This window comes from Janthinobacterium sp. TB1-E2, assembly GCF_036885605.1.
Lineage (GTDB): Bacteria > Pseudomonadota > Gammaproteobacteria > Burkholderiales > Burkholderiaceae_D > Janthinobacterium > Janthinobacterium aestuarii.
The window spans coordinates 314,331-332,699 of sequence record NZ_CP142523.1 but is presented as its reverse complement, the minus strand read 5'-3'; the positions used below and the strand labels follow the sequence as shown (position 1 = coordinate 332,699).

The following is an 18,369-nucleotide window of genomic DNA, read 5'->3' as shown; positions in this document are numbered from 1 at the left end:
GAATTGCTTGAATGTTATAAGGGTGCTAGCATTGTGTCAATGAAAAATGCCGATATCGAATTCCTCACCGGTTCCGCCGGGTTTGCCCATATTTTAGGCAGCGCGCCGCGTTTGCGCCTGCTCGAGCAGATCGTGCACGGCGAATATGCGGTGGAGCAGCTGGTGGAGTTGACGGGCTTGTCCGTGGCGAACACGTCCCAGCATTTGCAGCAGTTGCGGCGTGCCGGTTTCGTGCAGGCACGGCGCGATGGCAAGCGCGTGCTGTACCGGCTCGGCAGCGGCCCCATCGTGCAACTGCTGGCCGCGCTGGACGTGTATGCGCAGCACCAGCGCAGCGAGTTGCAGGCGCTGGGCCGGGGCGACCACGTGGAAGCGATCACGGGCGACGAGTTGCAGGAGCGCATGCGCGAGGCCAGCATCACGGTGCTCGACGTGCGGCCCGCGCAGGAATTTGCCGCCGGCCACTTGCCCGGTGCGATCAATATTCCTTTTGATGACTTGCAGCGCCGCCTCGAGGAATTGCCCGCGAACGCAGAGATCGCCGCCTACTGCCGCGGCCCGTATTGCGTGCTGTCCGTGCAGGCCGTGGCTGCCTTGCGCCAGCACGGCTTGCAGGCGCGCCGTCTCGGTAGCGGCTACGATGACTGGCAGGCGGCCGGCTTGCCTGTCGTCAAGGCGGCGTGATGGCCATCCCCAACAGCAAGCAGGAACTGCTCGACGCCATCAACAGCACGTATGCGAAACTGGTGCAGGAGCTGGCGCGCGTGCCGCCGGCGCTATCGCGGGAGCCCGTGCTGGAAGGACAAGTGGCGGGCACGCGCATGAGCGTATGCGATCTGCTCGCCTACCTGGTCGGCTGGAATGAGCTGGTCTTGCACTGGCACGCGCAGCTGCGCGACGGCAAACGCATCGAGGACATCGCCTTTCCCGCCGAAGGTTTCACGTGGAACGCTCTGGGAAAACTGGCGCAGCGCTTCTATGCCGACTATGCTGAACTGGGCATGGACGAGTTGCTGCAGCGCCTGGAACAGGCGAAAGACCAGCTGCTGGCGCTGGTCGACGCGCACGATGACGCGCAATTGTATGGCCAGCCCTGGTACACGCATTACACGATGGGACGCATGATCCAGTTCAACACGGCGTCGCCGTATGCGAACGCGCGCACGCGCTTGCGGGCTTGGCTCAAGACCTTGTAGCGGGATCGGCGGGCTTGCACGATTGCATCAGTACGCTCGGAAAATTTTTCAGGCAGGATAGTGGTTTCAAGCGCAACCAACTGAAGGATCACCATGCTGACCATCGCCCTCGCCCAGATGAATCCCACCGTGGGCGACTTCGACGCCAATGTCGCCGCCATCATCGCGCGCATGCAGCGCGCCAGCGAGGAAGGCGCCGACCTGCTCGTCTGCCCAGAACTGTCGCTGTGCGCGTATTACCCGGGCGACCTGTTTGAGGATGCCGCCTTCCTGCGCGGCATGCAGCAGGCGCTCGACACCGTGCTGCAGGCATCCACGCGCTGGCCGGAACTAGTTACCGTCATCGGCACGGCGCGGCCGAACTCTGGTGTCGGCAAGCCCCTGTACAACGCTTTGCTGGCGATGCGTGACGGGCACATCGTGGCCGAATACTACAAGCAGCTGCTGCCCACTTACGGCATCTTCGACGAGGGCCGCCATTTCGAACCGGGCCCGCCCGGCGCCTGCACCTTGGATATCGCCGGCTGCAAGGTCGGCTTCATGATTTGCGAGGATGGCTGGAATGACGATGGCCGCGCCTACGCCGTCAACCCGTTCGATGCCCTGCACGCGGCGCGGCCCGACCTGATCGTCAGCATCAACGCCAGCCCGTCCGATATCGGCAAGCGCGCGCAACGCCACGCCGTGTTTGGCGCCGCCTGCAAGCGCGTGAATCTGCCCCTGCTGTTCGTCAACCAGGTGGGCGGCCAGGACCAGCTCGTGTTCGACGGCGCCTCGTTCGCCATGTCACCGAGCCAGGGCGTGCAATTCGAAGCGGCCCGCTTCGTCGAAGATTTTCCATTGCTGCGCTTTGCCGATGGCCGTTTTACGCGTACCGACGGTGCCGCGTTTCCCGTGCCCGACCCGGACGGCATCCCCGCCGTGGAATTTGCGCGGCGCCAGATCGTGCTCGGTTTGCGCGACTACGCGCGCCGCTGCCGCTTTACGCAAGTCGTCGTCGGCTGCTCGGGCGGCATCGATTCGGCGCTGACCCTGGCCCTGGCCGTCGAGGCGCTCGGTGCCGACAACGTCGTGGGCATCACCATGCCATCCGTGTTTTCCAGCGCCGGCTCCGTCACCGATTCCGTCGCCCTGTGCGCCAATCTGGGCATCGCCCTCTACACGCATCCGATCCGCGACATCGTGGCGCAATATGAAACCGGCTACGCCCAGGCCTTCGACGGCAAGCTGCAGGGACTGCCGCTGGAAAACCTGCAGGCGCGCGTGCGCGGCACGATCCTGATGGAATACTCGAACGCGTTTGGCGCCCTGCTGCTCACCACCGGCAACAAGAGCGAAATCTCGGTTGGTTACTGCACCCTGTACGGCGACACGAATGGGGGACTGGGCCTGATCGGCGACCTGTATAAAACGGAGGTGTTCGCCCTGTCGCGCCACCTCAACGCCAGCGCCGGGCGCGAACTGATCCCCGTCGCCGTGCTCGATAAACCGCCGTCGGCGGAACTGGCGCCGGGCCAGCGCGACACGGATAGTCTGCCGCCGTATCCCGTACTCGATGAAATTCTCAAATGGCATATCGAGGGACGCCGCCTGCCGGCGCAAGAAAGCGCGCAGGCGTTGACCCTGGTCGACCAGCTGCGCGAGACGGACGAGGGACGGACCCTCGTGACGCGCATCCTCGGCATGGTCGCCCGCAACGAATACAAACGGCGCCAGGCGGCGCCCATCATCCGCGTGCGTTCGCGCGCCTTTGGCAGCGGGCGTCAATTGCCGATTGCCGCCCACTACCCCACCGGAGACGACGCATGACCCCATCCTACCCTGCCGATGCGGCCATCCTGATCGGCCGCTTCCAGCCTTTTCACAATGGCCATGCGGGCTTGCTGCAAAAGGCCCTGACGACGGCCGCGCAAGTGGTGGTGGTGCTCGGCTCGGCCTTCCATGCGCGCAGCCCGAAGAACCCGTTTACATGGCAGGAGCGGGCCGCCATGATCGCCGCGACCTTGCCCGAGGCGCAGCGCGCGCGCGTGCATTACGTGGCCGTGCGCGACTACTACGATGATGGCCTGTGGGCCGATGCCGTGCGGCACGCCGTGGCGGGCGCCGTGCCGAAGGCGCAGCGCGTGATGCTGGTGGCCTGCTTCAAGGACGCCACCAGCTACTACCTGCATCACTTCCCCCATTGGCAGCTGCTGAACCTGGAGATCGACCCTGGCGCGCCCATCGGCGCGACGGCGATTCGCAACGTGCTGTTCGAGGCGCAAGACGTGGACGTGTCGCTGAGCGCCGTGGCGCAGCTGCTGCCGGCGGCCATCGGCCAGTATGTAAAGGCGTGGACCTTGCTGCCGTGGTATGCGCCGCTGGTGCAGGAATACCGCGCCATCGAAGCGTATAAAGCGCGCTGGCGCGCGGCACCGTATCCGCCCATCTTCACCACCGTGGACGCGCTGGTGCAGACGGGCGGCCACGTGCTGCTTGTGCGCCGCGGCGGCTATCCGGGCAAGGACTTGTGGGCGCTGCCCGGCGGCTTCCTGGAGCCGCGCGAACGCCTGCTGCAGGGCGCTCTGCGCGAACTGGCGGAGGAAACCCAGCTGGGCGTGCTGGCGCCCACCCTCGTCGAGGCGCTGGTCGGCGTGGCCGTGTTCGACCACCCGGACCGCAGCCAGCGCGGGCGCACCATCACGCATGCGCATTACTTCGATTTGAAGACGCGCCAGCTGCCGGCCGTGACGGCGGCCGACGATGCGGCGCTGGCGCAGTGGGTACCCGTGGCCGCGCTGCCGGCCATGGAAGAGCAATTCTTCGAAGACCATTTCCATATCCTGAACCACTTCCTCAAGCTCACGCACGAGGGGCGCTGAGAGGGGGCATCCCCCTCCCCGCGCGTCAGGACGTTACGCGTTCCCAGCCATGCCTGACGGCCGCCTTGAACTTGTCCCACGCCGATTGCGGATACGTGTGCTCCCACGTGGAACGCAGGTCCGCTTCTACGTCATCCCATGGGCGCCCCCGGTAGCTGTCGCTGCTTGCCATCGAATGGCCATAGCGGTAGGCGGGATCGTAGTCCTCGAAGCGCGCGCCGGTGGCGACATAGGTGGCGCTCCAGTGGCTGCGGTAGTACTGCTCGTCGTCGTAATTGGTGCCGGGCAGGTTGTCGGCGCTGGGATAGCGGCGCACGTTAGCGCCCGCGCTGGATGGCGGCGGGGCCATGTCGCTGGCAAATTGCTGCGACCCTGGCGCCTCGTTCATGCTGCCCTGCTGCGATGAGGTATCCGACTGCATGCTGGCGCCCTGGCGCATTGCGCTGGCGTCTTGCGGCGCGCCTTGCCAGCCGCCGGCGCGCCAGTGGTCGGCATGCGCATCGATGTCGAGCGGCGCATAGCGTTCGACGATGTCGGTGGCGCGCTGGATATCGGCGTCGCTGGCCTCTTCCAGGGTCAGCACGACATGTCCGCGCCGCACGGCTTCCGCATAGATGTGGCGGTCGGCGTGGCTGCCGAACAGGTCGGTGAAGAAATGCTTGACGCTGTCGAGCAGGCTGTCGCTGTCGTCGCGGCGGATGTTTTCGGTGGCGGAAAAATCGTCACTGCCCGCATCATGCAGGCGGATGCTGGCGCCGGGGAAGCCAGCCGTGATCAGGTCGTGCCGGGCGCGCTCGGCCATATCGCGCACGGCGAAAACTGCTGCCAATGTATGTGCCATGATGGTCTCCAATCAGTGAACAACGTCCTTCCAGTGTAGGCCGGGAAAAACGAAAGTGGCGCCCGTTTGCCCCTTGGAAATTGTTGTATTTCACAAGTATTGACCACGTGAAACCTCAGTCCGGCGTGCCCACGAAGGCGCGCAAAAAGTCGATAAAGGCGCGCACCTTTTCCGCGATATGCTGGGTGTTCGGATACACGGCATACACGCCCTGCTCCGGGAAGACGACGTCGGGCAGCAGGCGGCGCAGGCGTCCCGCGCGCACTTCCGCCTCCACCTGCCACTGCGGCAGCAGGGCCACGCCGCAGCCGCCCAGGGCAAAGCCCAGCAGGGCCGAAGCGGAGTCGGAATGGATGGCGGCGTCGTCCTGCGCCGTGAAGGCGGCGGGGCCGTCTTGTGTCTGCACGTCCCAGCGCAGCGGCGCGGCCAGGCGGCTGTGCGCCAGCCAGCGCGCGCGCTGCAAGTCGTCCAAGGTGGCGATGCCCTTCGCAGGCAGGCTGGCCAGGTAGGCGGGTGAGGCGACGGGCCAGATCGCGTACGGTTCGATCAGCGCGGCGCGGTAGCTCGAATCGTTGAGGGAACCCATGCGGATGGCCAGGTCGTACCGACCCGAGATCAGGTCTTCATGCGAGGACGACGACGAGTGCTGGATCTGCAGCTGCGGGTGGGCGGCGGCAAAGGCGATCAGCGCGGGGATTACCGTGCGGCTGCCGTATTCGACGGTAGTGGTCAGGCGCAAGGTGCCGCGCAAGCCCTGGTGGCCCTGGCGCGCCGTTTCGATGGCGCCCTGCGCTTCGCTGAGCACGCGCTGGCAATCCTCATAAAAGCGCCGACCCACGTCGGTCAGCGCCAGGCTGCGCGTGCTGCGTGTGAGCAGAGACACGCCCAGTTCCGCCTCCAGCTGTTTCAAATTAAAACTGACGACGGCCTTGCTCTGGCCCAGCACGGCGGCGGCCGCCGTCAGCGAACCGGCATCGACGATGGCGATAAAAATACCCAGGCGGTCAAGACTGATCATAGATAAAAATAAGAAGAGATGCGGGTTGCAGGGCTTTGTCAAAATAGATTTGACAGTGTAATCGGGGCTGGCCCGTTACGCAAATGGCGGTTGGCGCTTAAGCTGGCCGTTTGCCATTCGGAGCACCATGGACTATCGCAAAAAGGTCGCGGCCATCTATCTGCTGGGATTTTTCGTTGACCTGATCAACATGTTCATCACCAGCGTCGCCTACCCCGACATCGGTCATGCCTTGCACGCTTCGGTGGCGCAGCTGGCCTGGATCAGCACCGCCTACATCCTCGGCCTGACCATCGTCATCCCTGCCAGCGCCTGGCTGGCTGCCTATTATGGCAGCAAAACCGTGTTCATGGCATCGTTGCTAACTTTTTTAGTCGCCAGCATCGGCGCCGGCCTGGCGCCATCGATCGAGGCGCTGATCGCCTGGCGCTGCGTGCAGGGCCTCGGCGGCGGCTTGCTCATTCCGCTGGGGCAAAGCATGACCTACCAGCTGTACCAGCCTGCCGAGCGGCCGGGACTATCCTCCGTCATCATGCTCGTGGGCTTGCTGGCGCCGGCCCTGTCGCCCGCGCTGGGCGGCGTCATCGTCGACAGCCTGTCGTGGCGCTGGATTTTCTATTTGAACGTGCCATTTGCCGCGCTGGCGCTGTTGCTGGCCGCCTGCTGGTTGCGCCCCGACCCGCCGCGCGGGGCCGTGCCCCGTCTCGACGTGGCCGGCCTGCTGGCGGGCAGCACGGCGATTTTGCTGCTGTTGCTGGGCTTGACCATGCTGGGCACGCCGGACGAGCTGCTGGCCGGCGCCGGCGTGCTGGCGCTGGGTGCCGTCTGCGCCTGGGGCTACGTGCGCGGTGCGCTGCGCAAATCGACGCCGCTGCTCAACCTGCGCCTGGCCACCGAACCGCTGCTGCGCATTGCCATGCTGATGTATCTGCTGGTGCCGGGTGTTTTCATGGGCGTGAGCCTGCTGGCCATGCTGTACCTGCAGGGCGTGCTGGGCATGTCGGCGTCGACGGCGGGTGCGCTGATGCTGCCGTGGGCGCTGGCCTCGTTTGCGGCCATTTCGCTGACCGGCAAAAGCTACCGCCGCGTGGGGCCGCAACCGCTGTTCATCTTTGGTGCCCTGCTGCAGGCGGCGGGCATGCTGATGCTGCTGCGCGTGGCTGCGGCCGATCAGCTGTTCTGGCTGGCCGGCGCATATGCCGTGATGGGCTTTGGTGGCGGCTTGTGCAGCAGCACGGCGCAAAGCACGGCCTTCTTGCGCACGCCGGACGCGCAGCTGAGCCAGGCCAGCGCCGTGTGGAATATCAACCGCCAGCTGGGCTTTTGCGTGGGCGTGGCGCTGCTCAGCGTACTGCTCAATGGCTTGCTGGCGGCGCAGGGCATCAGTAGCCTTGACGACCCCGCCCAGCATCTGCGTGCGGCGCAGGTGTTCCACTGGTGCTTTGCGCTGGCCGCCGCCTCGTGCGTGCTGCCTTTGGCACTGTGCCTGCGCATCGACAACCGCGCCGTTCTCGACCTTTTACAACACCATGGAGTAGCAAAAAAATGACTGCAACGAATCCCTATTTTGACGACGTTTTATCCACGCATGTGCTGATCCGCGCATGGCTTTCCGGCGAGGCGGCAGCGGAAAACTGCGCGCAATTGCTGGCGCGTTTTTCGCCCGCCTTTACGATGGTGGCGCCGGGCGGGATGCGGCTCGACCACTTTGGCTTGACCAGGTTTTTCCAGGGCGCCGGCGGCAGCCGCCCGGGTCTCGCCATGCGCATCACGGACTTGCAGCTGATCCAGGAAAGCGCCGCCGGCGCCACCGTCTCCTACCGCGAATTCCAGTCGCTGCCGGGGGCGGAAAACACCGAGCGCTGGTCCACCGTCGTGTATGACAAAACGCCCGATGGCGCCTTGCTGTGGCGCCACCTGCATGAAACGTGGGCGGCGCGGGCGGATTGATCCTACAACGTAGCGGCGGGCGCGCCGATGGACAATGGCGCCATGGCGGCTAGGCTGACAAGGTCCCCTCGTTCATCAGGAGCGCCTCATGACCAAGCAAAAATCGCAGGCCGGCCAGAACCGCCAATCGGCCGGCCCCACGGAAGACAAAAGCAGTACTGACAATGACGTTGGCAAGCGCGGCAAGGATGCGGCCAGCCATACGAAGGCCGGTTCCGGCAAGGGTGCCGGCGGCGGCAAGAAGCAGGGTCGCAAGCACTGACGCAAACCCGGTGATGCGTGTTCAAGCCGGCTTGGCCGTCATCAGGTAAAACACGACGATGAGGGCGAAGAAGGCGGGCACGCCCAGCGCCGTCCAGATGCGCAGGTAGCGCCAGTACAGCGCCGGCAAGGCTAGCCCGTCGCGCGCGCTGGCCTGCGCCATGTCGCGCATGCGCATCTGCAGCCAGACGACGGGCAGCCAGCAGGCGCCCGCGACCAGATACAGCACCACGGACCAGACGATCCAGCGGCTGCCCAAGGGATAACCGGCCAGATGGGCCAGGTAAAAGCCGCTCAGGGGCTGGAACACCACCGTGGTGGCCGTAAACAGCCAGTCGGCGCGCACCACGTGGCGGCTGACGACGGCGATGGCGCGCACGTCGCGGCTCAGGCTCGTGAACAGCAGGTAGAAGGCCGAGCCGATGCCGGTGCCGAACAGCAGGGTCGACGAGACGATGTGCAGCCATTTGACGATCAGGTATTCCATGGATGTTCCTCCAGTTGGTACAGCAGCCACAGGGCCGCCAGCATGGGCAGGTTTTTCGTCAGGGGGCCGTATGGATGCCAGAGGAATTCCGGCAGGAATACGGCGATCCAGACGGTATAGAACACGATGAGCGCGGCCTGCAGCGGCCATAGCCAGCGCCGCCACGGCGGGTGCAGCGCCAGAGTGGCCATGCCCAGCAGCAGGTCGAACAGGCAGGCGCCGGCCAGCAGCGGTGGCGCCCAATCTGTGGGCACGCCGCTTCGTTCGAGCAGGTCATAGCTGTCTTCGACTGGATAGATGCCGGACGAGACGATGGCCGTGGCGATCCACACGATGGCAATCGACAGGCGCAGCACGGGCAGCAGCCAGTCCAGCTGGGCGCGCACGGCCGCGCCGCGCGCGTCGCAGATGAACTGCGCCACGGGCCGCGGCGCGCGCCCCAGCAAACGCCGCGTGAGCCCCGCATCGGCTGTATTGCCCCGTTCGAGCATGCCCACGGTGGCGCGGTCCGGCATGGCAAAGCCCAGCAGCCTGGCCAGCAGCAGCACGGGCGGCATCAGCCACCGGGGCAGCGGCACGACGCGCAGGCGTCCCAGCCCCATGGCCGCGCGCAGGGCCGCCAGGTAGGCCGCAAACGGCAGCGCCTGCGGCCCCACGACGGGCACGCGGCGCGTCTTCTGTCCGCCCAGCGCGCCCGCGCCGCGCACCAGCGCGACGATCAGGTCGCTTAAGTCGTCCACGTGCACCGGTTGCACCGGCTGCGGCGCGCGGCCGAAGCGGGGATACACGGGCAGACTGGCCAGCATGCGAAACAGGCGCGCGCTTTCGCCGTCGTCGCCATACACGAGCGAAGGCTGCACGATGACGGCGCGCAGCGGCAGGCCGGCGAGAAAATCGTCGGCCGCCTTCTTGCTCAGATGGTAGGGCGAGACGGCGCCTTCGTCGGCGCCCAGGGCCGACAGCTGTATCACCAGCTGCACTTCGCTCTCGGCGCAGGCGGCGAACAGGGCGCGCGGCGTCTGCGTGTGCAGGGCCGCAAACGTCTGCGTGCCATGCTCGGCGATGATGCCGACGCAGTTGATGACGACATCGATACCGTCCAGGCGCGGCAGCCACGCGGCCTTGGCCGTGTCGCGCGCAAAATCGGCCTCGATCAGGCGCACACGCTGCCCTTCGCCGTTGCGGGCGTGCGGCGGCGCGCGGCGTGTCGTGCACGCGAGCTGGAAACCTTCGGCCAGCAGCGCGGTCGAAACATGCGTTCCAATGAAACCGCTCGCCCCCGTCAGCAGTATGCGCATCGATGCCCTTTCCTGATGGGAGTTGGATTCGCCTTTTGCGTTTCAGTTCATTGCCGCATCACCATAGGAGACCACCATGCCATCCTTGCCTGCCACCCTGCGTCATGGCGCCCTGTCGGGCAGCCTTGCCTCCCTCCTGTCCGCCGCCGCCCTGGCCCTGTGCGGGCGGCGCGAAACGGGCAGCGTGTTCGCCGCCGTGAACGCCGTCAGCCACTGGTTGTGGGGCGACGAGGCGGCGCGCCGCGACGACGCCTCGCTCAGGCATACCCTGGTCGGCTATGTCATCCACCATTGCAGCGCCATGTTCTGGGGCGTGCTGTTCGAGCGCTATGCGGCGCGCATCCTCGACCGGCGCCGCGTGGCGTCCACCGTCGCGGCGGCGGCTGGCGCCACGGCTGTGGCCTGTTTCACGGATTACCAGCTGACGCCGCACCGTTTGCAGCCCGGCTACGAGATGCGCCTGTCGCGCCCCTCGCTGCTGCTGGTGTACGGCGCTTTCGGCATCGGCCTGGCCGCCGGCGCGCTGTGGCTGCGGCGGCGCTGAGGCGCTGCGCGAGTCACTTTCCTACACGCCGGCCCGCCGCGCGCCTATCTTGCCGGCCGCTGCGCGCCAGTAGCATGGAACTTCATCCACCAACCGAGGAGACGCGCATGCAGGAAAAACACGGTAATACGCCCCAGCATCCCGCCGACCAGGGCCGCAACACGCGCATGGACAAGAGCGACGTCAATCAGTCGCAGGGCGATGCGTATGCGAACCAGGGCGGCGGCAAGCTGGCCAGCGGCAATGCCAACAGCGGCCACTGGGCCAACGACGTCATCACGCCGCAGGGCGGGCTTGACCCGGTGGAGCAGGAAAACCTGCCCACCCTGACGCAGCCCGATGGCAATGCCCACGTCAAGGGCGCGGCGCAGCGGCCGCAGAGCGAGGCGGGCAAGCTGGCCGACGACCGGCCGGGCCGCAACGAGTCGAAAGACATCCACAGATCACTGAATCAGCACGAGTAGACCGGCGTGCTGCGAACGAGGAGAGCACCATGTTTGCACACAACAAGCGACTGCAATACACGGTCAGGGTGGAGCAGCCCAATCCCGGGCTGGCCAACCTGATGCTGGAACAATTCGGCGGCCCGCAGGGCGAGCTGGCCGCCGCCTGCCGCTATTTCACGCAAGCCTTGTCCGAGGACGATCCGGGCCGCAAGGACATGCTGTTCGATATCGCCACGGAAGAACTGAGCCACCTGGAAGTGATCGGCAATATCGTCGTCATGCTCAACAAGGGCGCCAAGGGCAGGCTGGCCGAGGGCGTCGACCAGGCGGCGGAGCTGTACCGCAACATCACGGGCGCGGGCAACGACAGCCATGTGACGCAGGTGCTGTACGGCGGCGGCGCGCCCCTGGTCAACTCGGCCGGCGTGCCGTGGACGGCCGCCTACATCGACACCATCGGCGAACCGACGGCCGACCTGCGCTCAAATATCGCCGCCGAGGCGCGCGCCAAGATCGTCTACGAGCGCCTGATCAACCTGACGGACGACCCGGGCGTGAAGGAAGCGCTGGGTTTCCTGATGACGCGCGAAGTGGCGCACCAGAAGTCGTTTGAAAAAGCCCTGTATTCGATCGAGCCCAATTTCCCGCCGGGCAAACTGCCGGGCGACCCGCAGTACGCGGACGTGTATTTCAATATGTCGCAGGGGCCGGGCGAGGAACGGGGACCGTGGAACCAGGGCGGCAAGTGGCAGTACATTTCCGACCCGCGCCAGCAGATGGCCGTCGATGGCGGCACTGGCGAAGCAGAAGTGAAATTGCCGCAGGACGAACTGGCCACCGTGCAGCAGATGGCCGCGCGCACGGCGTCGAATCCCGATGCCGACCCGCTGACGGGCGCGGAGCTGGGCATGCGGCCGAACGGGCGCGATGGCGGCACCTCGTCCATGCCCTTGTAGCGCGGCAGGCCGGGTACCGCCAGCGTGAACACGCCGCGCGCGCTGCAGGCCCTGGCCAGACACTGGTCCTGGCCCCAGGCACTGGGCTTTGCCTTGTGCGGCGGTGGCGCGCTGTGCTTGCTGTACGCGCTGGCGACCCAGCTGGCGCTGCGCCATGCCCATCTGGAGCCGGCCCTGATCGGCGGCGGCATGGCGGCAGCCGCCACGGCGTTGGGGACCGTGCCGGTGCTGCTGTCGCACAAATTTTCGCAGCGCAACTACGACTGCTTCCTCGGTTTTGGCGCCGGCGTGATGCTGGCGGCCACCGCATTTTCTCTGGTGCTGCCGGCGCTGGCGGCGGCCAGGCAGCGCGTGGCAACGCCCATGCACGCCAGCCTGCTGGTGGCCTTTGCCATGGGACTGGGCATGCTGCTGATCGTGGCGCTCAACCTGGTGGTGCGCGAACGCGTGCGGCACGGCGCGCCCGTCGCCGCCAGCAGCCTGAAAAGAGTGTGGATTTTTGTGCTGGCCGTCACCTTGCACAACCTGCCCGAGGGACTGGCGATCGGCGTCGGCTATGCCGGCGTGGAGTTGGAACGCGCCAATGCGCTGGCAGCCGGCATCGCTATCCAGGACGTGCCCGAAGGCCTGGTCGTGGCGCTGGCGCTGCGCAGCGTGGGCTACAGCCGGCGTCTGTCGGTGGCCATGGGCGCCGCCTCCGGCCTGGTTGAACCCGTGGCGGCGCTGGCGGGCCTGGCCCTGATCGGCCTCTCGTCCGCCCTGCTGCCGTGGGGACTGGCGGCGGCCGCCGGCGCCATGCTGTTCGTCATCGTGCACGACGCCATTCCCGAGGCGCAGCGCAGCGGCAATGGCGGTTTTTCCAGTATCGCGCTGGTGTTTGGTTTTCTCCTGATGATGGTGCTCGATACGGCCTTGAGCTGATGGCACTGTGCGTGTGCGCTGCCGGGAGGTCGATGTGCGTATCATGGGCTTCTTGCACTCGGAGAAAACAAAGATGCGCATAGACACGACATCGGACTCGCCCAGCTGGACCAAGGTCTTTGACATTGGTCATGAACTGCGGCAGCTTGGTCCCTTGATGGAAGAAAAATATCCTGCCCTCGACTGGGAATTGTTTGTGTGCCTGCGCTGCGTGCCGAAAGACTTGCAGAGAAAAACCTTTTGCCGCTACTACGCCAGCGACAACATGTTCGGCCTCGATATCGCCATGGACGAGGAAGACTTCGTGCCGGTGAAAAAAGACACGCCGGGACAACGCAAATTGATCGGCGCCGCTTTCTTCACATTTTTTGCAGCCAGCATCCGGAAATACGAGAAAAAACTCCCGGGACTCCAGCCGGTTTCAGCACAACTGACAGCCGACGTGCGGCAATGGTGTGTCGAGAATCAGTGGCTCGATTCCGCCGCCTGATCCACCACGCACGCACGGCCACTCAACTGAGATCATGCAGGTCCTTGCCCTGTGCCGGGCCCACTGTAAACTGCGAAAACGCGACCTCGAGCCCCGCGCGTTCCGGGGTGCAGCACATGGGGCCGACGAGGTAGCGCGATGCCACGGGAAACGGCGCCAGGCGCAGTAGCGGCCACCGCGTGCCATCGGTCGAATACTGCACGCGGATGGCGCCTTTTTCCACCGTCACGCGCAACCAGAAACCGTCCGGCATGGCGGGCGCCAGGCTGACGGCCCAATCGGATGTATCGACCGTCAGCACGGTGCTCAACAAGAGCTGACCGTCGGAAAATTCGACGCCGCACTTGATCCAGTTTTCCGCATCGATGCGCACCATCAGGCCCGCCTGGTCGTACAGCGCTGCGTACTGCGCCGACACATGCAGCTGCGCCGTGAAATCGCCCTCGATGCCGGTGCCGAAAAAGTGGCCGCTGTCGCGGATAAAACCGTACGAGGTCTTGCGCCAGAAATCCGTGCTGGCGTCCGTCGTCACGCGCAATTGCGCGCCGTCGGCGGACCAGTTTTCCGGTGCATTGAGCCAGCTGCCTTGCGTGAACATCGTCTCTCCTTTTGATCGAAAATACTACATAGTTTGCCCCCATCCCAGCGCCTTGTACAGGGCAATCGCATCGATGTAGGACGCCGTTTCCGCCAGCAGCGCTTCGCGCCGGATATCGTACAAGGCGCGCTGGTTTTCCAGCACGGCCTGGTAGCTGCCGGAACCGCCCTGATAGCGCGTGCTGGCGATGCCGAGGGCCGCGTTGCCATGGCGCGCCGACTGCAGCAGGGACGCCAATCGCGTCTGGTTTTCCGCCAGTTGCGTGACGGCGTTTTCCACGTCTTCCTGCGCCAACAACATCGTCTGCTCATAGCGCGCCAGCGCACCCTGCGCTTCGGCTTGCGTGCCGCGCAAGCGTGCCTTGACGCTGCCCAGGCGGAAGGCCGGATAGCTGACCGATGGCGCCACCTCGAACGCGCGCGCGCCGCCGTCGAACACGCCGCTGCCGCGCAGCGCGAAAAAGCCCAAGAAACCGCCCAGGCTCAGGCGCGGATACAGGTCGGCCGTGGCGGCCCCCACGTCTTCGCTGGAGGCGGCCAGCAGGCGCTCGGCGCGCACCACGTCGGGACGCTGCTTGATCAGGCGGTTCACGTCGCCGAGCGGCAGCTGGCCCGCCAGCGGCGCCTGTTGCCGCGGCGTGGTGGCCAGCGCGATGGCGCCCGGGGTTTGACCGCTCAACACGTCGAGCCGGTACTGCGCCTGGAGTAAACCCGCTTGCAAGGGCGGCAGCATCGCTTCGCTGCGCGCCAGGTTGGCCAGCGCGTTATGGCGCTCTTCCGGCAAGCCGCTGCCGGCGTGGATGCGCGCATCGGTCAATGCCACCGTATCGCGCCAGCTTTGCACCTGCGCCTGCGTCAGCGCCAGGTTTTGCTGATAGCCCAGCGCCTCATAGTAATTGCGGGCCACTTCGGCGGCGATCGTCAGCCGCACCTGCCGCAAGTCCGCCTGCGCCGCGTCGGCGCGCGCCTGCGCCGAACGGCTCATGTGCCCGAGGCGGCCGAACAGGTCGATCTCCCATTGCGCGTCGAACCCTATGCGCGTGCTGGCGCTGGCGGCGCGGCTGTCTGGCGTGTCCTGCTTGACTGCGCGCTGCCATCCTGCCTGGCCCGTGACGGTGGGCAGTTCATCGAGCCGGCGTTCGTCGAAAACGGCACGCGCGGCCAGCAGATTCGCCTGCGCCTGGGCGATATCGAGGTTGTGTTCGAGCGCGCTGGTGATCAGCCGCGACAGGCGCGCATCGTCGAAAAACGTCCACCAGGCGGCCTCGCTGACGGCACTCGCGCCGGGTGCGAATTGCGCTTGCTGCGGGCTGGCCAAATGGATGACGGGCGTGCCCGGCGTGACATAGGCGGGGCTGACGGCGCAGCCGGCCAGCACGGGGAAAAGGGCGACAAGATAACGATAATGTTTCATGGGGATTCCTTCAGCGCCTGCGACAAATCGCGCGCGCGCGGCGTGGCATGGTCGGCCGTGTGGCGGCGGGCCAAAAAGGTGTAGACGGTGGGCAGCACGAACAGGGTAAAGAAGGTGCCGATCAACATGCCCGAGACGATCACCACACCGAGGCCGAAGCGGCTGTTGGCGCCCGCGCCCGAGGCGAACAGCAGCGGCACCAGGCCCACCACCATGGCGGCCGTCGTCATCAAAATCGGGCGCAAGCGGATCTGCGCCGCCTTGCGGATGGCCGTGATGCGGTCAAGCCGTTCATGCACCTGCAATTCGTTGGCAAATTCCACCATCAGGATGCCGTGTTTGCTGATCAAGCCGATCAGGGTCACGAGACCGATCTGCGTGTAGATGTTGACGGTGGCGTAGCCCAGGGCCAGCGGAATCAGCGCGCCGCAGATCGACAGCGGCACCGTGATCAAAATGATCAACGGGTCCGTCAGGCTTTCATACTGCGCCGCCAGCACCAGGTAGATGACGACGACGGCCGCGAGGAACGCCAGCAACAGCGCATTGCCTTCCGTGGCGAACTGGCGCGCATCGGACTGCCAGTCGTAGCTGAAGCCCGGCGGCAGGGTCTTGGCCACGCCATCGAGGAAGGCGACGGCGTCGCCGAGGGTCACGCCCGGCGCCGGCACGCCCTGGAAGGTGGCCGCATTTTGCTGGTTGAATTGCGTCAGCATGTTCGGCTCGATCTGTTCCGTCACCGAGACAACGGCGGACAGGGGCAGCAGGCTGCCATCGTCGGCGCGCACGTACTGCTGCGTCAGGGCTTGCGCCGTGAGCCGCTGTTCGCGCGGGCTTTGCGCGATGACGTCGTAGGCGCGGCCATCCATGCCGAAGCGGTTCAGGTAATTTTCACCCACCAGCACGGCCAGCGATTCGCCGATATCCTGCATGCGGATGCCCAGGCTGTTCGCCTTGGAGCGGTCCACGCGCACTTTGACCACCGGGTTGTTGTAATCGAGGTCGCTGTCGACGACTGCAAACAGGCCGCTATCGCGCGCGCGCTGCTTGACGTCTTCCATGGTGCGGAACAGGGTGGCGTAATCCTGCGCGCTGCGCAGTACCATCTGCACGGGCAAGCCGCCGCTCGATCCCGGCAAGGGCGCCAGCTGGAAGGCGAAGATGCTCGTGCCTTCCACGTCGCCCACGGCATGCTGCAATTCGGCCTGGATGACGGCCGCGTTGCGCGAACGTTCGGCCCACGGCGTGAGGTTGATGCCGCCGATGCTCGATGCCGGGCCCTCACCGCCATTGATGATCCAGCGCGAGTCCGTTTCCGGGATATTTTTGTAGATGGCATCGAGCTTGTAGGAAAAGCGCTCGACGTAATCGAGGTTGGCGTGCTGCGGCGCCTTGATCGCCGTCAGTACGCTGGCCTGGTCTTCCGCCGGCGCCAGTTCGCGCTGCGGCAGCAGGTATAAAAACGGCAAACTGACCATCACCAGCGCGGCGAAACCGGCACTGAGCCAGCGGTGATGCAGCGAGCGGTCCAGCAGGCGCGCATAGCGGCTGGTGAGACCTTCGAAGAAATGCTCGGCGGCGCGCGCCATGCGTCCTTCCGATTGTTTGGGCTGCAGCAGCAATGAGCTCATCACGGGCGACAAGGTCAAGGCCACCACGCCCGACACCACCACGGCGCCGGCCAGCGTGAGCGCGAATTCCTTGAACAGCGCACCCGTGAGTCCCCCCATCATGCCGATCGGCGCATACACGGCGGCCAGGGTGATCGTCATGGCGATCACGGGGCCGGCCACTTCGCGTGCGCCGACGAGGGCGGCCGCCACGGGCGTCTTGCCTTCCTCGATATGCCGATGCACGTTTTCCACCACGACGATGGCGTCGTCGACCACCAGGCCCACGGCCAGCACCATGGCCAGCAGGGTGAGCAGATTAATGCTGAAGCCGAAGGCCAGCATCAGCGCCGCCGCGCCCAGCATCGACAACGGGATCGTCACGACGGGTATCAGCACGGAGCGCAAGGAACCCATGCAAAGGTAGATGACGATGACGACGATCAGCAGCGCTTCGAGCAGGGTGTGCGCCACCTCGTCGATGGACGACTGGATGAAGCGCGCCGTCTCGAACGCCAGTTCGACTTTCACGCCCGGTGGCAGGGTTTTCTGGATTTCGGGCAGCAGTTTTTTTATGCCGTCGACGATCACCAAAGGGTTGCCGCTCGGGGTGGGCGACAGGCCCAGGTACACGGCCGGCACGCCGTCCATGATGCCGCTCGTCTCCGTGGCGGCCGCGCCCAGTTCCACCGTGCCCACGTCTTTCAGACGCACGAGCGACGCGCTGTCATCGCCGCCCTTGCGTATGACCATGTCGCGGAACTCCGCCACGCTGGTCAGATCCGTGTTGACGCTGATGTTCGAGACGACGAATTGTCCCTTCACTTTGCCGGGCGCCGCCTGGTAGTTATTGCGCCGCACGGCGTCGGCCACGTCGGCCGCCGTCAGGCCCCGCGCCGCCAGTTTCGCCGGGTCGATCCACAAACGCATGGCCAGCTGCTGGCCGCCATACACGTCGACCTTTGCCACGCCGTCGATGGTGGCGAACATCGGTTGCACGACGCGCGCCAGGTAATCCGTCAGCGCGGGCGCGGACACGCTCTCGCTGGCAAAGCCGACATAGGCGACGGCCGAGGAATCGCCGGCCGAGCGCTCGATGACGGGGTCAAAAGCGCCTTCGGGCAGCTTGTAGCGCACCTGGTTGACCTTGGCCATCACTTCCGTCAACGCCTGCGTGGAATCGCGGTTCAGTTCCATGCGCACGGTCACCGTGCTGCTGCCCTGCACCGACGACGAAGTGAGGTAATCGATGCCTTCCACCGACGATACGGCTTGCGCGATCGGCTGCGTGACAAAGCCCTGCATCAGTTCCGCCGAAGCGCCCGGATACGTGGTTTTCACCGTGATGGTCGACGATTCGAGCATCGGGTATTGACGGATCGGCAGCTGCAGGATGGCGATCACGCCCAGCATCAGTATCAAGGTGCTGATCACCAGCGCCAGCACGGGGCGGCGTACGAATAAATCGGTAAATTTCAT

19 protein-coding genes are annotated in these 18,369 nt (G+C 65.7%); 12 read left to right on the top strand and 7 right to left on the bottom strand.

The genetic code is table 11. From position 1 onward, the window contains the following. The first annotated feature begins 39 nt into the window (after positions 1-39). The 4 genes from OPV09_RS01425 to OPV09_RS01410 all read left to right on the top strand — a co-directional run bounded on the left by OPV09_RS01425 (position 40) and on the right by OPV09_RS01410 (position 4,057). On the top strand, positions 40-684 hold the full coding sequence (locus OPV09_RS01425; protein ID WP_338680261.1) for a metalloregulator ArsR/SmtB family transcription factor: 645 nt from the start codon (positions 40-42) through the stop codon (positions 682-684). After that, positions 684-1,196: a ClbS/DfsB family four-helix bundle protein gene (locus OPV09_RS01420; RefSeq protein WP_338680260.1), complete on the top strand. Its 513-nt coding sequence runs from the start codon at positions 684-686 to the stop codon at positions 1,194-1,196. Before OPV09_RS01425 ends, OPV09_RS01420 begins: the two co-directional genes overlap by 1 nt. Before the next feature lie 93 nt (positions 1,197-1,289). After that, a complete protein-coding gene (locus OPV09_RS01415) occupies positions 1,290-3,005 on the top strand; it encodes an NAD+ synthase (RefSeq protein ID WP_338680258.1) in 1,716 nt (571 codons plus the stop codon). Next, positions 3,002-4,057 (top strand): bifunctional nicotinamide-nucleotide adenylyltransferase/Nudix hydroxylase, encoded by a 1,056-nt coding sequence (locus OPV09_RS01410; RefSeq protein ID WP_072456057.1) that lies wholly within the window; start codon positions 3,002-3,004, stop codon positions 4,055-4,057. The genes OPV09_RS01415 and OPV09_RS01410 overlap by 4 nt, the downstream gene beginning before the upstream one ends. 25 nt (positions 4,058-4,082) lie before the next feature. Here the strand turns inward: OPV09_RS01410 and OPV09_RS01405 are convergent, their stop codons facing one another. Both OPV09_RS01405 and OPV09_RS01400 read right to left on the bottom strand, forming a co-directional pair. Then, positions 4,083-4,898: a hypothetical protein gene (locus OPV09_RS01405; protein ID WP_338680257.1), complete on the bottom strand. Its 816-nt coding sequence runs from the start codon at positions 4,896-4,898 to the stop codon at positions 4,083-4,085. A 115-nt stretch (positions 4,899-5,013) separates the two neighbouring features. Then, on the bottom strand, positions 5,014-5,916 hold the full coding sequence (locus tag OPV09_RS01400; protein WP_338680256.1) for a LysR family transcriptional regulator: 903 nt from the start codon (positions 5,914-5,916) through the stop codon (positions 5,014-5,016). A gap of 127 nt (positions 5,917-6,043) precedes the next feature. On the opposite strand from OPV09_RS01400, the gene OPV09_RS01395 reads away from it, so the two are divergent. The 3 genes from OPV09_RS01395 (at position 6,044) to OPV09_RS01385 (ending at position 8,128) form a co-directional block, all read left to right on the top strand. Continuing rightward, positions 6,044-7,465: an MFS transporter gene (locus tag OPV09_RS01395; protein ID WP_338680255.1), complete on the top strand. Its 1,422-nt coding sequence runs from the start codon at positions 6,044-6,046 to the stop codon at positions 7,463-7,465. Beyond that, positions 7,462-7,866 (top strand): DUF4440 domain-containing protein, encoded by a 405-nt coding sequence (locus OPV09_RS01390; protein ID WP_338680254.1) that lies wholly within the window; start codon positions 7,462-7,464, stop codon positions 7,864-7,866. Before OPV09_RS01395 ends, OPV09_RS01390 begins: the two co-directional genes overlap by 4 nt. Before the next feature lie 88 nt (positions 7,867-7,954). After that, positions 7,955-8,128, top strand: coding sequence for a hypothetical protein (locus tag OPV09_RS01385; RefSeq protein ID WP_161781496.1), 174 nt, complete (start codon positions 7,955-7,957; stop codon positions 8,126-8,128). 21 nt (positions 8,129-8,149) lie between these two features. Here the strand turns inward: OPV09_RS01385 and OPV09_RS01380 are convergent, their stop codons facing one another. Beyond that, positions 8,150-8,614, bottom strand: coding sequence for a DUF2269 family protein (locus OPV09_RS01380; protein ID WP_034752590.1), 465 nt, complete (start codon positions 8,612-8,614; stop codon positions 8,150-8,152). Beyond that, a complete protein-coding gene (locus tag OPV09_RS01375; RefSeq protein WP_338680253.1) occupies positions 8,602-9,912 on the bottom strand; it encodes an SDR family oxidoreductase in 1,311 nt (436 codons plus the stop codon). Before OPV09_RS01375 ends, OPV09_RS01380 begins: the two co-directional genes overlap by 13 nt. 76 nt (positions 9,913-9,988) lie before the next feature. On the opposite strand from OPV09_RS01375, the gene OPV09_RS01370 reads away from it, so the two are divergent. The 5 genes from OPV09_RS01370 to OPV09_RS01350 all read left to right on the top strand — a co-directional run bounded on the left by OPV09_RS01370 (position 9,989) and on the right by OPV09_RS01350 (position 13,269). After that, positions 9,989-10,456 (top strand): hypothetical protein, encoded by a 468-nt coding sequence (locus tag OPV09_RS01370; RefSeq protein WP_128140702.1) that lies wholly within the window; start codon positions 9,989-9,991, stop codon positions 10,454-10,456. Between the two features lie 107 nt (positions 10,457-10,563). Then, positions 10,564-10,920: a hypothetical protein gene (locus OPV09_RS01365; protein ID WP_034752586.1), complete on the top strand. Its 357-nt coding sequence runs from the start codon at positions 10,564-10,566 to the stop codon at positions 10,918-10,920. Positions 10,921-10,949: 29 nt separating this feature from the next. Then, positions 10,950-11,858 (top strand): manganese catalase family protein, encoded by a 909-nt coding sequence (locus OPV09_RS01360; protein WP_034752585.1) that lies wholly within the window; start codon positions 10,950-10,952, stop codon positions 11,856-11,858. A 24-nt stretch (positions 11,859-11,882) separates the two neighbouring features. Further along, positions 11,883-12,779: a ZIP family metal transporter gene (locus OPV09_RS01355; RefSeq protein ID WP_338680251.1), complete on the top strand. Its 897-nt coding sequence runs from the start codon at positions 11,883-11,885 to the stop codon at positions 12,777-12,779. Between the two features lie 73 nt (positions 12,780-12,852). Further along, positions 12,853-13,269: a hypothetical protein gene (locus tag OPV09_RS01350; RefSeq protein WP_034752584.1), complete on the top strand. Its 417-nt coding sequence runs from the start codon at positions 12,853-12,855 to the stop codon at positions 13,267-13,269. 22 nt (positions 13,270-13,291) lie between these two features. On the opposite strand, the gene OPV09_RS01345 is transcribed toward OPV09_RS01350, so the two are convergent. Genes OPV09_RS01345 through OPV09_RS01335 form a run of 3 tightly spaced genes read right to left on the bottom strand, consistent with a single transcriptional unit; the run spans position 13,292 to position 18,369 of the window. Beyond that, the gene (locus OPV09_RS01345) at positions 13,292-13,867 is read right to left on the bottom strand and encodes a DUF1349 domain-containing protein (protein WP_338680250.1); all 576 of its coding nucleotides are present in this window, start codon (positions 13,865-13,867) and stop codon (positions 13,292-13,294) included. A 24-nt stretch (positions 13,868-13,891) separates the two neighbouring features. Beyond that, the gene (locus OPV09_RS01340; RefSeq protein WP_338680249.1) at positions 13,892-15,280 is read right to left on the bottom strand and encodes a TolC family protein; all 1,389 of its coding nucleotides are present in this window, start codon (positions 15,278-15,280) and stop codon (positions 13,892-13,894) included. After that, entirely contained in the window at positions 15,277-18,369 is a 3,093-nt protein-coding gene (locus OPV09_RS01335) for a MexW/MexI family multidrug efflux RND transporter permease subunit (RefSeq protein WP_338680248.1), read from the bottom strand. The genes OPV09_RS01340 and OPV09_RS01335 overlap by 4 nt, the downstream gene beginning before the upstream one ends.

What these genes read in the sequence shown, in the direction of transcription:
- OPV09_RS01425 (WP_338680261.1), top strand. Translation starts at nt 40, where the DNA reads ATGAAAAATGCCGATATCGAATTCCTCACCGGTTCCGCCGGGTTTGCC.
- OPV09_RS01420 (WP_338680260.1), top strand. Translation starts at nt 684, where the DNA reads ATGGCCATCCCCAACAGCAAGCAGGAACTGCTCGACGCCATCAACAGC.
- OPV09_RS01415 (WP_338680258.1), top strand. Translation starts at nt 1,290, where the DNA reads ATGCTGACCATCGCCCTCGCCCAGATGAATCCCACCGTGGGCGACTTC.
- OPV09_RS01410 (WP_072456057.1), top strand. Translation starts at nt 3,002, where the DNA reads ATGACCCCATCCTACCCTGCCGATGCGGCCATCCTGATCGGCCGCTTC.
- OPV09_RS01405 (WP_338680257.1), bottom strand. Translation starts at nt 4,898, where the DNA reads ATGGCACATACATTGGCAGCAGTTTTCGCCGTGCGCGATATGGCCGAG.
- OPV09_RS01400 (WP_338680256.1), bottom strand. Translation starts at nt 5,916, where the DNA reads ATGATCAGTCTTGACCGCCTGGGTATTTTTATCGCCATCGTCGATGCC.
- OPV09_RS01395 (WP_338680255.1), top strand. Translation starts at nt 6,044, where the DNA reads ATGGACTATCGCAAAAAGGTCGCGGCCATCTATCTGCTGGGATTTTTC.
- OPV09_RS01390 (WP_338680254.1), top strand. Translation starts at nt 7,462, where the DNA reads ATGACTGCAACGAATCCCTATTTTGACGACGTTTTATCCACGCATGTG.
- OPV09_RS01385 (WP_161781496.1), top strand. Translation starts at nt 7,955, where the DNA reads ATGACCAAGCAAAAATCGCAGGCCGGCCAGAACCGCCAATCGGCCGGC.
- OPV09_RS01380 (WP_034752590.1), bottom strand. Translation starts at nt 8,614, where the DNA reads ATGGAATACCTGATCGTCAAATGGCTGCACATCGTCTCGTCGACCCTG.
- OPV09_RS01375 (WP_338680253.1), bottom strand. Translation starts at nt 9,912, where the DNA reads ATGCGCATACTGCTGACGGGGGCGAGCGGTTTCATTGGAACGCATGTT.
- OPV09_RS01370 (WP_128140702.1), top strand. Translation starts at nt 9,989, where the DNA reads ATGCCATCCTTGCCTGCCACCCTGCGTCATGGCGCCCTGTCGGGCAGC.
- OPV09_RS01365 (WP_034752586.1), top strand. Translation starts at nt 10,564, where the DNA reads ATGCAGGAAAAACACGGTAATACGCCCCAGCATCCCGCCGACCAGGGC.
- OPV09_RS01360 (WP_034752585.1), top strand. Translation starts at nt 10,950, where the DNA reads ATGTTTGCACACAACAAGCGACTGCAATACACGGTCAGGGTGGAGCAG.
- OPV09_RS01350 (WP_034752584.1), top strand. Translation starts at nt 12,853, where the DNA reads ATGCGCATAGACACGACATCGGACTCGCCCAGCTGGACCAAGGTCTTT.
- OPV09_RS01345 (WP_338680250.1), bottom strand. Translation starts at nt 13,867, where the DNA reads ATGTTCACGCAAGGCAGCTGGCTCAATGCACCGGAAAACTGGTCCGCC.
- OPV09_RS01340 (WP_338680249.1), bottom strand. Translation starts at nt 15,280, where the DNA reads ATGAAACATTATCGTTATCTTGTCGCCCTTTTCCCCGTGCTGGCCGGC.
- OPV09_RS01335 (WP_338680248.1), bottom strand. Translation starts at nt 18,369, where the DNA reads ATGAAATTTACCGATTTATTCGTACGCCGCCCCGTGCTGGCGCTGGTG.